Source organism: Microbulbifer sp. MCCC 1A16149, assembly GCF_050368945.1.
Classification (GTDB): Bacteria; Pseudomonadota; Gammaproteobacteria; order Pseudomonadales; family Cellvibrionaceae; genus Microbulbifer.
In genome coordinates this window covers 1,359,779-1,374,593 of sequence record NZ_CP185959.1, presented here as the reverse complement: position 1 = coordinate 1,374,593, position 14,815 = coordinate 1,359,779, and the positions used below count along the sequence as shown (strand labels likewise).

The following is a 14,815-nucleotide window of genomic DNA, read 5'->3' as shown; positions in this document are numbered from 1 at the left end:
GTAATCTGCGGCATAAAACCCGAATTTATAAAAACGGAACTCAGGAAACAGAAATTCATTATGTGGTACGCCATTATCAGCCAAGACGTCGAAAACAGCCTGCCCCTGCGTCAGTCTGCCCGCCCGCAACATATTGCGCGCCTGAACACGCTCAAGGACCAGGGACGTCTACTGATCGCCGGCCCCCACCCAGCCATCGACAGTGAAGACCCGGGTGAAGCCGGCTTTTCCGGCAGCCTCGTAGTTGCAGAATTTGCATCCCTCGAGGAAGCTAAAGCGTGGGCAGATGCCGACCCCTATGTGGAAGCCGGTGTTTACGCCGCGGTAACCGTAAAGCCCTACAAACTGGTTCTGCCCTGATCGGCAGAGCCGGATTGCAGACCATCAGTCACGATAAAAGTACATCAGTACCCGATTTGTTCCAGACCATGAAAAAGTTTTTGCACACCGTCGCCGCCGGCCTGATCGCACTCGGCGCCAGCCACAGCCAGGCCATCAGCTCTGAACGCTACATCACCGACGAGCTCCATGTTCCGATGCGCTCGGGCCAGGGTAATGAGTTCCGTATTCTGCACCGCGGCCTGCCCAGCGGAACCAAACTCACCCTGCTGCAGGATTCCCCGGATACCGGCTGGGCCCAGGTACGCACCCCAGGCGGAGAGGAAGGCTGGGTACGCAGACAGTACCTGGAGGCCGAGCCGGTCGCCAGAATCAAACTGGCTCAGGCGGAAGCCCGCCTGGAGCATATTGAAAGCCTACAGGGAAACCTGGGCGGCGAAGTGCGCCGGCTCGAAGAAGACAACGGCAAGCTGAGCGTTGCACTGAAGGCGGAAAAAGAACGCGCGGATGCCCTTTCCAAGGAGCTCAAGGAGCTCAAGTCCCTGTCTGCTGACGCGGTTGCACTCAACCAGCGCCACCAGAAGCTGCTCAACCAGCACGAGCTACTGAAGCAGAAGCAGTCCATGAACCAGGCGGAAATCCAGCGCCTCTCCAGCAGCGAAACACAGAAGTGGTATATGTATGGCGCCATCTCGGTACTGATGGGCGCAATCCTCGCCATGATCGCGCCCCACTTCCGTCCGCGTAAACGCAACACGGGATGGGCCAATTAACGCCTTTCCCACACCACTGAGCAGCGGTTAGAATTTCATAACCGGCTCACAAAGCCCGGTCACCGACCGGGCTTTTTTATTTCCGGTGTCAGTTACCGAAGAACCAAAACAAGTGACTACTGCATGAAGATCCCCACCGTGTTCCGCGCCTTGCTCGCCGCCACTCTGGTGTGCTTTTCCGGCCTCACCCTGGCCATTACCAATAACCCGCGGGTGGAACTGGAAACCGACCTGGGCACCATCGAGCTGGTGCTGTACGCCGACAAGGCCCCAGAAACAGTGAAGAACTTCCTCAACTATGTCGATAGCGGTTTCTACAACGGCACGATTTTTCACCGTGTGATCCCGGGCTTTATGGCTCAGGGCGGCGGTTTTACCTTCGATTTTCAGGAGAAGGACACCAACGACCCGGTGGTGAACGAGTCAGACAACGGCCTCTCCAATGAACGCGGCACCATCGCCATGGCGCGGACCAGCGAGCCAAACAGCGCAACATCTCAGTTTTTTATCAACCTGGCAGACAACAGCCGCCTGGATGGCAGCGCCGATAAACCCGGCTACACGGTGTTTGGCAAAGTCCTTCTGGGAATGAGCGTGGTGCAGCAGATTGCCGCGGAACCCCGCGGCCAGCACAAAGCCTTTCGCGATGCACCTAATACGGCAGTGCGTATACTGAAAGCCACCCGCAAAGACACCGGTTCCAGCAGCAACCCGCAGCCAGACGCCGAAGACGACAGCCGGGAACACAATCCGGCCGCCCCCCAAACCAACGCCACCGGAGGCAAAAGCCAGTGATTGCACTCAGCGTCAATCTCAACAAGATCGCCCTGATTCGCAACTCCCGCGAAGGTAACTACCCGGACGTGGTCGCCCACGCGCGCACTTGCCTGGACGCCGGAGCGGATGGCATCACCGTGCACCCGCGCCCGGACCAGCGTCATATTCGCCCCCACGACGTGCGCGATCTTTCTGCATTGTGCGCATCCCGTGATATCGAATTCAATGTAGAAGGCAACCCCTTCGCTGGCCCCATGGGCAGCTACCCCGGCCTGCTGCCGCTGGTACTGGAGACCAAACCACAGCAGTGCACCCTGGTTCCCGACAGCAATGACCAGCTTACCTCGGACCACGGCTTCGACCTGGACAAGGACGGCGCCCGACTGGAGCCCATCATCCAGCAACTGCGGGATGCGGGTATTCGTGTCAGCCTGTTTATGGACCCGGATAAAACCCAGATTGGTCTCGCCAAGGAAGTCGGCGCGGATCGTATCGAACTGTATACCGGCCCCTATGCGGAAGCGGTTGCGCGCCAGAGCGGCGACCTTGAAAGCATTTTTGCCGCACACTGCGCCGCCGCAGAACACGCCCTGCACCTCGGTCTCGGTATCAATGCCGGGCACGATCTCAACCTGATTAACCTGCCCCGCTATCGCACCCTACCCGGCCTGCAGGAAGTGTCCATTGGCCACGCACTGACCGTGGATGCAATCAGCATGGGGCTCGCTGATGCCGTGGCAGCCTACGTCAATTGTCTGGCAGGCAAGTAATTGCTCACACTTAATGTCATCGGCGGCGGCAAGCTCGGCCGCACCCTGGCGCGACTGTGGTCCGAGCGCGGGGTGTTCCGGATTGGCAATATCTGCAACCGCAGTCTCGCTAGCGCCACTGAAGCCACAGCGTTTATCGGCGCCGGCACAGCGGTTGCCGATATTTCCTCCATGGCGCCGGCGGATTGCTGGCTGGTTGCTGTCGCGGATGACGCCATCGAGGCCACCGCCACAGCGCTGGCTTTGCACCTCCAACCCCAATCTGCACATGAGTCCGCCGCCAAACCCAGCCCCGTGGTTTTCCACTGCAGCGGCGCGTTACCGGCCAGTGCACTCTCCGCATGCTCCGGCGCGGCTCTCGCCAGTGCACACCCGGTGCACAGTTTTGCTGATCCGGTGCGCTCGCTCGAGGACCTGCCGGGATCTGTCGTCGCCCTGGAAGGGGACGCCGCCGGACGAGAGCTACTCGACAATGCTTTCAACGCGCTGGACTGCGCCTGCATTACACTAAGCCCCGAGCAAAAGGTGCTGTATCACACCGGCTCGGTGATGGCCTGCAATTACCTGACGGTGCTGATGGATCTCAGCCTGCAGACATTTGCCGCCGCCGGTATCGACGAGAGCACTGCACGCACACTGCTTGCGCCAATCGTGATGCAGACGGCAAAAAATAACTTCACCCTGGGACCGCAAAAAGCACTGACCGGCCCCCTGGCACGCGGGGATATCCGCACCGTGGCCCGCCAGCTGGAAGCGCTTTCGGCGCTCACCAGTGCGGAACACGATCCCGCGCGCACCTCGCTGGCGTCGGTCTACCGCACGCTCGGCGATGCGGCCCTACCGCTGGCCCAGAAGGCCGGACTGGACGCCGCAAGTGCGCAAAAACTCCACACTCTTTTCAACGAACAGAAACCGTGACCGACTCCCCTGAATACCTGAAAAAACGCGCTTTTTTTGACAGTCTGCTGACCATTTACGGGCGCAAGCCGGTGCTGGAAGCACTGGAAGACGACAGCCTGCCGGTGCATAAACTGCACCTGGCCGACAGCAACCGCAAGGATCAGCTGATCTCCCGAATCGAACAGTTGGCCGCGGAACGCAATATTGAGATCGCCCACTGGGATCGCAAAGGCCTTTCGCGCATTTCAAAAAACGCGCGCCAGGATCAGGGGGTGGCACTGGATCTCGCACTACCCCACTACGGCACCGCGGAACGTTTTCTGCGCGAGTCCGGCGATGGTACCTTTGAGCTGCTGGCACTGGATGGCATCACCAACCCGCAAAACCTGGGTATGATCATTCGCTCCGCGTGTGCCGGCGGTATCGACGGCATTATCCTGCCGCGCAAGGGGTGCGCACAGGTAGACCCGCTGGTGATCAAGGCCAGCGTGGGCACCCTGTTCAAGACCCGCATACTCCGCTGCGACCAGCTAGCACCGGTGCTGCAGGAGTTTGCCGAACAAGGCGCACGGGTTTGCGCCCTGTCTTCCCACGCGGAGGACACACTGCGCACCATTGATGACAAGACCCCGACAGTGTTTGTACTCGGAAACGAAACCCACGGTGTCAGCCCGGCAGTGGCAAAAGCCTGCACGCACCGCCTGCGCATTCCCATGCAAAATGGCGTGGAAAGCCTGAATGTCGCCATCACTGCAGCGCTGATCAGCTTCCGCCACCAGTACTGAACAAGGGCTCGCGAGCCGGCCGTCTTTTGGTGTGTTCGCGAGCAGCCTTTCCCCGAATCCCTCACCACTCTCCTCACCCCTCTCCTCACCCCTCTCCTCACCGCGCTCCAGGCAAACTTCTGCCATCCTGGCCCCCTATTTGGGCTCACCTGCACAACATAAACAGATTCCCGCCATTAATTTCCCAACCACCCGCGACAAGACTGGAAAAGTCGCCAAGATCAACTAATAAGTAACGGGTATAAACCGTGATCCCGCATTCGGTCATAAATTGAGCACAGCGGTTTACCCGGGAACTATCTGCCAGAACACTGGCCGCAACCCGACTTCTGACAATTGCTCTCCAGACAGAGCCAATGAACCATAAAGACAAGATCATCAAGACAAGGAAGCCTTTTATGCCTTACACACCCGAGCCGATGAAAATGACTGTGGGGCTTGCGCTGGTTGCCGCCATGGCGGCCAGTACACCGGTGATGGCCCAGGAAGATCGCTACATCGACATCATGCCGTTCCTTACCCGCGTCGATGAAGATCGCAATACCGAGCGCCAGGGCGCGGGCATGCGCGCTGCCTACGGCTGGCAGACCCAGGGGAACTGGTTTACCGAGGTACAGATTTTCGGTGCCATGCTGGACGACAATTTCAATAACTTTGCCAACCCACCGCAACCAGTCATCATTCCGTCCAACACCCCCTACGTTTACACCGGCGAGCTAACGCCCACCGGAGACCTGGAACTGTCAGGTATCGGTATGGACGCCGTTTACAGTTTCAACGGTCGCAATGGGTACTCCCCCTACCTGCTGGGTGGTGTCGGCGCCTCCCATAACAACACCAAGTTCGACTACGGCATCCAGGAAACCAATGCTTTTGTGAATTTCGGTGCCGGTATCACCAGTGGCGCCATCGGCCGTCACGGCCTCAAGGTTCGCGCTGAAGTCCGCTATTTCCGCGACTTTTTCGCCGACGATATGAATGACTGGCAATTTGGTATCGGGCTCAGCATTCCCCTCAACTGCCCGCCAGTGGCAACCCCGGTGGTCGCGCCACCACCGCCGGAACCCAAACAGGAAATCATCAATACGGACAGCGATGGCGACGGCGTGCTGGACCAGAACGATCGCTGCCCCAATACCCTGCCCGGGGCAGAAGTGGATGAATTCGGCTGCGTAGTAGCGGATCAGACCATCACCCTGGAGAATATCCAGTTTGAATTCAATTCCGCAAAACTGACTCCCAGAGCGGAAGCCGCCTTGAATAGCGTGGTGCAGTCCCTGCGGGACCAGAGCAATACACAGGTAGAAGTCGCCGGGCACACCGATAGCCAGGGTAACGATGGCTACAACCTGCGCCTCTCCGGACTGCGTGCCGAATCCGTGCGTCGCTATCTGGTGCAGAGCGGTATCAGTGCCGGCCGTATTACTGCCAAAGGCTATGGGGAAACACAGCCCGTTGCCTCCAACGCGACTGAAGCAGGCCGCGCACAAAATCGCCGGGTGGAACTGACCTTCCGCTGATCCGGTATGACAGCGGCGAGAAGATGGTCAACGCACTTCGCGCTGCGAACAATCTGAGAACCCCGGGTATCTAATTACCCGGGTAGCACAAAAGCCGGCATCTGCCGGTTTTTTTATTCACAATCCACAGAATCTGTGGATATGTCTGTTAACAACACTCGGGAAAACGCCGCCAGCCCGCATTACACCGTTGTAACCACTTTGTGAGGAAAATTTAACCAAATAGATTTTCATTTTAAAATCAATAAGTTACAGAGAACTTCAAAACACTATTGACAAATTCCAGCTGTAACTGAATGCGCCAAAACGTTCACCCTACTCTGTGGAAAGCTTTTTGCGTTAGCCCTTTGGGGCTACTGAAATTGACGCCGAATACGGGATAAGTGACGGGAAAGAGGGATTTGCACAGCAGAGAAGCACGGTTTGCAGGAAGGATCGGCGAAGGGGCCAAATTGGCGCATCGACCTCTCGTATCGACCCGCCATGCAATCGGCAAGAGGAAACCGATAAAACCTGGTCAGACCAGATTATCAGCCCTGAATAGCACGAGAAAAAGCTGCCAGCGGGTGAGTGGTAATAATCCCCAACTGTACGCGATCGCCGGGCTCGGCGTGTACCTCATGACTGGTGCGCACGCGCACCTGTGAACCACTGCCAATAGTCACCGCGTAGAGACGGGAACAGCCTTCATAGCGCACCCAGTCGATTACACCATTGCCACTTTCGGCGGGCATCAGCGAGAGGTCATCCGGCCGCACCAACAAATCGACGTCACCGCTGGCGCCATCGATCGGGATACCCGGTGCCAGGCCCAACTCGGTTTCCACCCTCGCCAACTCAAGCTGCCCTGGCAGGAAGCTCGCCTCACCGAGGAACCGCGCCACAAAGCGGCTGGCGGGCTCTGAGAAACAGCGCTCCGGGGTGTCCAGTTGCTCCAACTGACCGGCATTCAGAATCCCCACGCGGTCGCCAATGGAAAGCGCCTCTTCCTGATCGTGGGTCACCCAGATCGCCGGAATTCCGGCCGCCTTAAGCGCCTCGCGAATCTCCCAGCGCAGACTGTCCTTGAGCGCCGCATCCAGGTTGGACAGAGGCTCATCCAGTAGGACAAAGGCGGGCTCATGAGCCAGTGTGCGCGCCAGCGCCACACGCTGTTTCTGCCCACCAGACAGGCTTGCCGGTTTAACGTGGCGGAAGTTATCCAGGCCGAGCAGCTTTAGCCAGTGGTCCGCGAGCGCGGTGTCAGTCAGCCGGAAGCACACGTTTTGCTGCACGGTAAGGTGCGGAAACAGGGCAAAATCCTGAAACACCATTCCCACGTTGCGCTTTTCAGGCGGAACAGACTTGCTCGCCGTCGAACGCCAGGGACCTAGCTGTATCTCACCCTCGGAAATCGGAATCAGTCCGGCCAGCGCCTGCAGAATCGTGGTTTTACCGCAACCCGTGGGGCCCACCAGCATCAGGACTTCATCGTCCCCGAGGGCGAGATCCAGATTCTTCACCACGCGGGTAGAACCGTAATTAACAGACAGGTTACTTACTTTCAGCATGGCTGCGCTTATTTCCCAGTAACATCAAATTCGGCCCGGCGTTCGCCGGATAACATCAGGGCGAGCCCCAACGCAGACATCAATACCAGCAGCAGGCCCGGAATCGCCGCCCGACCAAAATAACCCGCTTCGTAAACCCGCCACAGATAGGTCGCCAGGGTTTCGAACCCGGTGGGTCCGAGCATCAGCGTGGCGGGCAACTCCCGCATCGCCTCCAGGAATACCAGCGCCGCACCGGCCACCATCCCGCGCAGGGTCAGAGGCAGCGTGATTCGCTGAAATGCCTCGCGCGGGCTGGCCCCCAACAGACGCGCCGCTTTCACCAGACTGGGATCCAGCCCCTCGGCAGTGGAACGCACGGAACTGACGGCAAGCGGCAGAAACCGCAGCACATATGCCAGTACCAGCAACCCCAGGGTCTGATACAGGAAGGGCAACTTCAAACCGACATACACCAGCGCCGTTCCCATAACGATACCCGGCACGCCAAAACCAAAGTAAGTCAGGCGTTCCATAAAGCGACCTGCGCGACCGGCAATCGCCGCATGCGCAACAGGAATCGCCAGTACAACGGCCACCAACGCAGCGAGGAAAGAGGCGTGGGCAGAATTCCATGCATAGGTAAATTCGAAACCTGCCGTGCCTTCGCGCACCAGCCAGATGCTGAACACCAGCAGCGGTAACACAATGGCCAGCACGGTCACCGGCGCTATCGCCAGCGCCATCAAACATCTCTGCGCGCGGGATGGCCAGAGCGTGAGGTGACGCCCAGGCTTTTCCTTGCTGCCGCGCACGCGCGACTCCAGAAACAGGACTAACCCCACAATCACTAGCAACTGCAGCGAGAGCATTGCCGCCTGGCTGAGACCGAATGCGTTGTACTCGACAAAAATCACCCGAGTAAATGTGTCCAGGCGCATGATCGCGGGGGTTCCGAAATCCGACAGGGTATACAGGGCCACCAGCAGTGCTCCCGCGGCGATTCCCGTCACCACACGGGGCAACACCACTCGCCACAAACTGGCACCGATAGTCATACCCAATGTGCGTGCCGCATTAACCAGACTCGCATCCAGGCTCAACAGGGACGCCCGGGTAGTCAGCATTACAAAGGGGTAGGAATAGAGCGTCATCACCAGGGTGGCGCCGGCAAGTCCGTTGACCGCGGGCATCGGCACCCCCAGCATTTGCTGGATCTCCCCGCCACGCCCGAACGCGGCATACAGGGTAAAGGCACCGATATAGCTGGGAATGGCCAGTGGAGCCGCTAGCACAACGAGCCACAGCCTGCGCCAGGGTAACTGGACGTAGGCGGTAATCAGTGCGAGTGGCACACCGATCGCGACGGACCCCAGAACGGTAAACAGCATCAACAACAGTGTATTGCTGAGAACCTTAAGGTTGTGCGCATCGAAAAGCTGACCGCCGTCAGAAGCGAGCCCCACCAGCACACCTACCGGCACGAATGCCAGCAGCGCGATCACCAGGGCCAGCGGGTAGGACGCAGGCCACCTTGAACCGGGCCACAGGCTCATAGAACCCCGACACGACGCATCAGGTTGAGCGTGGGGCGAAGGTCGGCGAGTTCCGTCAGGTCCACTTTAGGGGGAGAAACTGTGCTGAGCGCAGACAGCCCTTCTGGCGGCTTGACGCCGTCCACCAGCGGAATTTCATACGCCTCGGCAGCGAGGTAGGACTGCACTTCCCGGGAAAGCAGGTAGCGGATAAAGTTGATCGGCAGATCGCCTTCTGTCAACGCCATGATACCCGAGGCATTCACCAGGCAACCGGCATCATTGTTGGTAAAGGCGAGATCAACCTTCGCGTCCGGCTTTCCGGATTTCAGGCGCAAGGTGTAGTAATGGTTAGCAAAGCCCAGGTCCACTTCGCCGCGCTCCACTGCCATCACCACACCGAGTTCCCCCGCGTAACTGGTAGCGTGCCGACTAACACCGCGCAGCCATTCCTCGGTAGCCTTTTCGCCTTCGAGCAGGCGCATGGCAGTGACGAACGACTGGAATGAAGCATAGGCCGGCGCCCAACCGATAGCGAGATCGCTGTCCGCCAGTGCCATCACACTCTCGGGGATCTGCGCCGGCGTCAGGCGATCGGTGTTATACGGCAGGGTGCGAATACGCCCGGTAACCGGTGCCCACTGGGGATACTGAAATCCGGGTTTCAGCTGGCCGACAAGGTCGGCGGGCAATGGCCGTGCCAGACCGGCATCGCTGACCAGGCCAATTGCGCCGGAATCCACGGCCCAGAACACATCTGCGCGCCGCACACCGGCCTTGGCCTCGGCCACAATGCTGTTGGCCAGTGCCGCGTTGGAACCGCGGCGGATCTGCAGGTTCAACTTGGGATTGCGCTTACGAATGGCTTCGAGCACATTTTCGTAAAGGCCGCCCTCACCTCGTCCGAGATAGAGGGTGATATCCCCTTCCAGCTTCGGCAACTGATCGACAGAGACCGCTCCGGCCTCCGCCGCCAAACTGCGCTGGATCGACAGCGGTAAACAGCTGATGGCCCCAACCGCGGCCAGATTGTGTAGAAAAGCTCTGCGCTGCACTTATTGTCCTTACTGTGACGTCTTCAGAGAGACTTAGAAAACGTCCTTGCGTTTTTTCTCCGCTTCCTCGAGAAGCGACTTGGCTTTATCCAGCTTGACCTGCATGGATTCCACCACCTTGCGTACGTCGTCCACACTGGACTTGCCATCCAGCGCCTGCGGCAAGGTTACGTTGAAGTCTTTTTCCAGATCTTCCACCAGCGCTGCGTCCTGCTCGATCAGCGCGCCCTCTACACCTTCGAAACGGTGCAAGTAGGTATCGTGCACAATGGAGGTAGCGGCTTCTGGCAATTGCTCTGCGTATTTTGCCACAACACGATCCAGCCGGTGTTTGATGTCTTCCAGGGTCTCCGGCATGGAGGTCGGCTCAGCTTCGGTGGTCTGCACCTTGGCCAACAGGCCTTTCTCCTGATATTGGGAAGCCAGTTTTACCGCTCCCAGTGCCTGCCACAGAGCCTGATTCAGTTTGGCTTGCTCTTCGCGCACCTTGGCGATGGGTTCACCGGCGTCGATCGCCTGCTTAACACCGAAGATACCCTGCCAGATATTCGCGTAAACCGGCACATAATTGGTTTCGATAGCGGAGTGGAAATCCACCTCTTCCCAGTATTCCACCATGACATTGGAGTTGGCCGCCTTCTTACCCTGCTTCTCATAGGTATCGACGACTTCGTCGTACTTGGATACCAGCCAGTTTACCTCTTCAGAGTACTGCTCCAGATGCCCCTTGAGATCGTTGACGTGATCGCCAATGGCGCCGTTGGCGGATACCTGACCGGCTGCCAGCATGGCAAACAGGCCGAATGCCAGGCTGCGATGCTTCCGTACCAAGGATACTAATGAGATAGATTGCATAGGACATTCCCAGTGTTCAAACTTTGGGTAAATGATACTTATTATCAACGCCAAGCTCAAACAGATCCGGTGTAATAAAAGGTAAAGTGTGTCGGGTGGTGGATCTTACCGAACTTCCCCCGGAAATTCTCGGTCTCTACCAGTATCACCCGTTTTCCAACCTAGCAACCCAGGGACACTCCTGAAGGCTCGAGGACATCCAATCCTGAGGTGATCTATTGAAGCCTTCTCACGGAAAGCTTTTTCACCTCATACTGGGACAGCTCACTTGAGTCTGACTCGAAGCGAAGCTGATACCCAAAGGATCCGGTACTGGTCAAATCATAAATCTTCCAGGTTTTCCGATAGAACTCGATGCTGGAGATAGAATTCCAGCCAGGGCTGGAGTTTTCGCCGGCAACAACCTCAGCGGTGCTATAGGAGTCGAGTTTTAGGTTAAATCCCGGTGTCGCAGTGGCCCCCGGTTTGGCCCGGACTTCCAGCGTCACTTCTACATCTTCCTTGAATGTATTAAAGAAACTGGGGGATAGCACTGCCATCAGGGATGTTTGTCGGGAGAGATCAAAAGCCCGCTCAACACCCGCGCTGACGATCTGAGGATCGCCCAGAATCCGGATGCCGTTTTCCGAGTCGGGGGTAATCGAGATCATTTCCACTTCGCCAAAGCCCCCGTTGTATGGCAGCAAGGGTCGGCGGCGATTCTCCAAAGCAGATCGAACGGTATCAACGATGCCGGTCGTGGTAATCGGGTATACCACAGCAACCGGCTCAGCCCCCACGACAACAGCCGGCCCCGGCGGGGCTTGGGATTCACCGGATACAAGGTCGACCACCTTTGCCCCTTTTTCTCCTATGGCGAGCCGGAAGCTAGTATCGGAATCTGCCCAACTGATGGATACGACCTGTTCTTTATTCCTGAAGAACAGTTGCATCGCCCCCTGTTGCGGGCGATGCCAACCCAGGTAAACCGGGTAATCTCCAATCAGGTGCACCAGGTTTTCGAATGCCTGCAGTGCTTTCCGCGGAGTGCTCTGGCTTTCCAGCAACCCCAGTGTGAGCCCCTCTGTATCCATAGGCTCAAACCAGTAAACTTTTTCGATACCTTGGGCAAGGGACATTGTCATTGCCTTTACCAGCACGCCCGCCTGATGCGCCTGCGCATCTTCGCCATTTAAGGGATCTTCCAGCTCCGTTCCCACTTCTGTAAATCGAATGGGCACAGATACCTTTTCGGGATTGAATTCCTGCAACATCTTGCGGGTTCCATGGGCAATATTCATATACAGAGCGTCGTACCCAGTCTTAACCAGATCCAGGACTTCATAGGGATGCAGTGTTATATAATCAAATTTATTACGTGCCCCGGCGTGAATGGTCTGCGCCATGTAGTTCAGGTGCGTACTTTTTGCAGCCAAGCCAACCTGTAAGCCCGGATCAATAGTCTTAATAACGTCATACGCTCTCGCCACGATTGCGGCGTATGAATCGGGCGTTTTGTCATGGGTGAAATTTGGGGGCTCGTTCCAAACCTCCCAGTGGGTGACGTAGGGAAACTTTGCAACGGTCTCTCTGATATATACTTCCCAGCCATCCAGATCATCTGCAGGCACACTTCCCGGCGACTTCGTGCTGCTCCACTGCAAAATGCCGTTTAGCTCGAAACCGGTATCACGCAGGCTTTCGACAATATCCGGTTGATCTACACGAAACCCCCGGACATTTTTGATACCAGCACTGTAAATGGCATCTTTCCAACGATTGATATTCCACGCACTGGTGTGGGACGGCGCGACTCCCCAGGGAGAAGCGTTCAGGTAATTCGAATTCTCCGGCAGATCCAGGTTGGATAAGCCCGGGCTCCAAATTGATTTTCCCGCCAAACAGTAAAGGCTCGTGACTATTAACATCACTATGGCTGTGAAAACCAGCAAGTAGGTTCTCAGACTGATCATTTTGAAGAATATCAAGTTGAACGGTCTCAAATAGAGGAGCATCAAGCGCTTCACCGGCTATCAGGCATCTGGGCGACACAGACCGGGAGCTGAAGCAGCCTATCAGGACAAAAGCGTGCAAAGCCGCCGATACATGCCCCTCGATGCATGGAATCGGGAAAAAAGTCGCCGAAGTAGTCCAATGCTATCGGGCCCACCCTGGAAAAGTGAACCCTGCGTCAACATAGTCCGCAGGCGGCACGCGAAACGGCGACATACCGGCCTATATGCAATAAATTTTCCATACCGATCATGAAACCGGTATTTAGGTGCTGATCCGCGCCGAATAGGTTGGGATATCAGGATCCGCGCACAAACTATTCAGCGAATCCCCCATCCCCAAACGGCCGCCCCAGTGTAGAAGGCGGTCAATCGTTACCCAATTGCTGGTATAGTCCCCTTCCCGCTCGCCGGTGACAACGCCCAGTGACTGTGAATGGAGAGCCCCTGTTGATCAAAAAGACCAAAGCCACCTTGCGGCACATCGCTGACGGTCTGCAGCTGCGTCTTGCACGACTGCTGCCCCGCCATGTGCCGATTGCATTCAAGCTGGCTCTGGTCATGACGCTATTGCTGGTGCTGGGTATGGCCAGTCTCGGCCTGTTTATCAGTGACAACCAGAATCGCCTAATCCGTACCCAGCTGCACGATTTCGGCAGCAGCATGGCGCTGCAGCTGGCCAAACAGGCCAGTGAGCCGATTCTGTCTGAGAACAGCCTGAACCTGCGTATGTTGACAACCAACCTGGGGCTGGACGAAAAAATTCTCGGTGCAGGGATATACGGGCATGACGGCAGCTTGCTCTCGGCCACCGGCATTCAGCCAGATCTGGCCGAGCGCAATTTCCAATCGAACAGCGTCACTTCCCAGCCCTTATTCCGACAAGCGACCGATGGGTCCCGGGAGCGGATGATCAGTTTTGTCGCCCCTGCAACCTATCAGGGCGTGCAGGTGGGCTCTGTCGTAGTGACCCTGTCAGCCTCCCTGATGGATGAGGCAGCGGTGCGGGCACGCGATGCCATCATCTACGCTACCCTTGCCATGACGGTGTTGGCGTCTTTGCTGGCCTACTGGTTGAGCCGACGCCTGTCGCTGCCGATTCACCACCTGATGGAGGCGACCCGCGCCATCGACCGCGGCGACCTGGCTATCCGTATCGATCAGCAGCGCAATGATGAAATCGGCTTTTTATTCGAAGGATTCAACAATATGGCGGCAGGGCTGCTGAAGAAGTCCCAGGTCGAACAGGTCTTCTCCCGCTATGTATCAAAAAACGTCGCCGACAAGGTATTGGCGAACCTGGATGAAGTCCGGTTGGTCGACCGCCCCATTGAAGCAACGGTCCTGTTTGCAGATATCACCGGCTTTACCGCCATGTCGGAAAAGCTGCAGCCCAGCCAGGTTTCCGAACTGCTCAATGAATACTTCTCCTTTATCTCCCGCGCCTGCTCCCTGTACGGTGGGGTCGTCGACAAATTTATTGGCGATTGCGCGATGCTAGTGTTCGGCGTGTTGGAAGACGACACCGACCATGCCTTCAACGCCGTCAGCTGTGCCGTACTGATTCAACAATTGGCAGCGCAGTTAAACGAAGAACGACGAGCAGACGGCCGACCAGAGATCCATTTCCGCATTGGTGTAAACTGCGGGGCCATGCTGGCGGGCAACCTGGGATCTGAAGAAAGAATGGAATACACCGTGGTCGGCGATGCAGTCAACTTGGCATCCCGTTTGTGTTGCGAAGCGCAACCGGATCAGATCATCATCCGCGAACAGCTGTACAGCATGCTGCAGCCACGCATTGTCGCGCAGGCCGGGAAGACCCTACCCATCCGCGGTAAATCCACCCCGGTGGGTGTTTACTCCGTCCAGGATATACACCGTGACTACCAGCCAGCGCTCAGGGCCAACCTGAGCAAAGTACTGAATACAAGAACCACCCAACCGAGCGAGCGGACCGCCGAACATGCCTGATTGCCGGATAGC

Annotated in this window: 13 protein-coding genes; 8 read left to right on the top strand and 5 right to left on the bottom strand. The window is 57.4% G+C overall.

Annotation, left to right across the window (positions count from 1 at the left end; all coding sequences use genetic code 11):
* The first annotated feature begins 60 nt into the window (after window positions 1-60).
* The 7 genes from ACONT6_RS05745 (at window position 61) to ACONT6_RS05715 (ending at window position 5,864) form a co-directional block, all read left to right on the top strand.
* Window positions 61-360: a YciI family protein gene (locus ACONT6_RS05745; RefSeq protein ID WP_181253624.1), complete on the top strand. Its 300-nt coding sequence runs from the start codon at window positions 61-63 to the stop codon at window positions 358-360.
* 68 nt (window positions 361-428) lie between these two features.
* Entirely contained in the window at window positions 429-1,112 is a 684-nt protein-coding gene (locus ACONT6_RS05740) for a TIGR04211 family SH3 domain-containing protein (protein ID WP_428820815.1), read from the top strand.
* A 123-nt stretch (window positions 1,113-1,235) separates the two neighbouring features.
* Entirely contained in the window at window positions 1,236-1,907 is a 672-nt protein-coding gene (locus tag ACONT6_RS05735; protein WP_428820814.1) for a peptidylprolyl isomerase, read from the top strand.
* Window positions 1,904-2,659, top strand: coding sequence for a pyridoxine 5'-phosphate synthase (locus ACONT6_RS05730; protein WP_428820813.1), 756 nt, complete (start codon window positions 1,904-1,906; stop codon window positions 2,657-2,659). The genes ACONT6_RS05735 and ACONT6_RS05730 overlap by 4 nt, the downstream gene beginning before the upstream one ends.
* Window positions 2,660-3,577: a Rossmann-like and DUF2520 domain-containing protein gene (locus ACONT6_RS05725; protein WP_428820812.1), complete on the top strand. Its 918-nt coding sequence runs from the start codon at window positions 2,660-2,662 to the stop codon at window positions 3,575-3,577.
* Window positions 3,574-4,344, top strand: a complete 771-nt coding sequence (locus ACONT6_RS05720) for a TrmH family RNA methyltransferase (RefSeq protein ID WP_428820811.1) — start codon at window positions 3,574-3,576, stop codon at window positions 4,342-4,344. The genes ACONT6_RS05725 and ACONT6_RS05720 overlap by 4 nt, the downstream gene beginning before the upstream one ends.
* Before the next feature lie 398 nt (window positions 4,345-4,742).
* Window positions 4,743-5,864 (top strand): OmpA family protein, encoded by a 1,122-nt coding sequence (locus ACONT6_RS05715; RefSeq protein ID WP_428820810.1) that lies wholly within the window; start codon window positions 4,743-4,745, stop codon window positions 5,862-5,864.
* A gap of 530 nt (window positions 5,865-6,394) precedes the next feature.
* Here the strand turns inward: ACONT6_RS05715 and ACONT6_RS05710 are convergent.
* From ACONT6_RS05710 to ACONT6_RS05690, 5 genes are all read right to left on the bottom strand, one after another.
* On the bottom strand, window positions 6,395-7,414 hold the full coding sequence (locus ACONT6_RS05710; protein ID WP_428820809.1) for an ABC transporter ATP-binding protein: 1,020 nt from the start codon (window positions 7,412-7,414) through the stop codon (window positions 6,395-6,397).
* An 8-nt stretch (window positions 7,415-7,422) separates the two neighbouring features.
* On the bottom strand, window positions 7,423-8,949 hold the full coding sequence (locus tag ACONT6_RS05705) for an ABC transporter permease (protein ID WP_428820808.1): 1,527 nt from the start codon (window positions 8,947-8,949) through the stop codon (window positions 7,423-7,425).
* Window positions 8,946-9,983, bottom strand: coding sequence for an extracellular solute-binding protein (locus ACONT6_RS05700; protein WP_428820807.1), 1,038 nt, complete (start codon window positions 9,981-9,983; stop codon window positions 8,946-8,948). The genes ACONT6_RS05705 and ACONT6_RS05700 overlap by 4 nt, the downstream gene beginning before the upstream one ends.
* A gap of 33 nt (window positions 9,984-10,016) precedes the next feature.
* Complete coding sequence (locus ACONT6_RS05695) at window positions 10,017-10,838, bottom strand: hypothetical protein (protein ID WP_428820806.1); 822 nt, start codon at window positions 10,836-10,838, stop codon at window positions 10,017-10,019.
* A gap of 215 nt (window positions 10,839-11,053) precedes the next feature.
* Complete coding sequence (locus tag ACONT6_RS05690; RefSeq protein ID WP_428820805.1) at window positions 11,054-12,844, bottom strand: hypothetical protein; 1,791 nt, start codon at window positions 12,842-12,844, stop codon at window positions 11,054-11,056.
* A 435-nt stretch (window positions 12,845-13,279) separates the two neighbouring features.
* Between ACONT6_RS05690 and ACONT6_RS05685 the strand changes: the two genes are divergently transcribed.
* Window positions 13,280-14,803 (top strand): adenylate/guanylate cyclase domain-containing protein, encoded by a 1,524-nt coding sequence (locus tag ACONT6_RS05685; protein WP_428820804.1) that lies wholly within the window; start codon window positions 13,280-13,282, stop codon window positions 14,801-14,803.
* Window positions 14,804-14,815 lie beyond the last annotated feature (12 nt).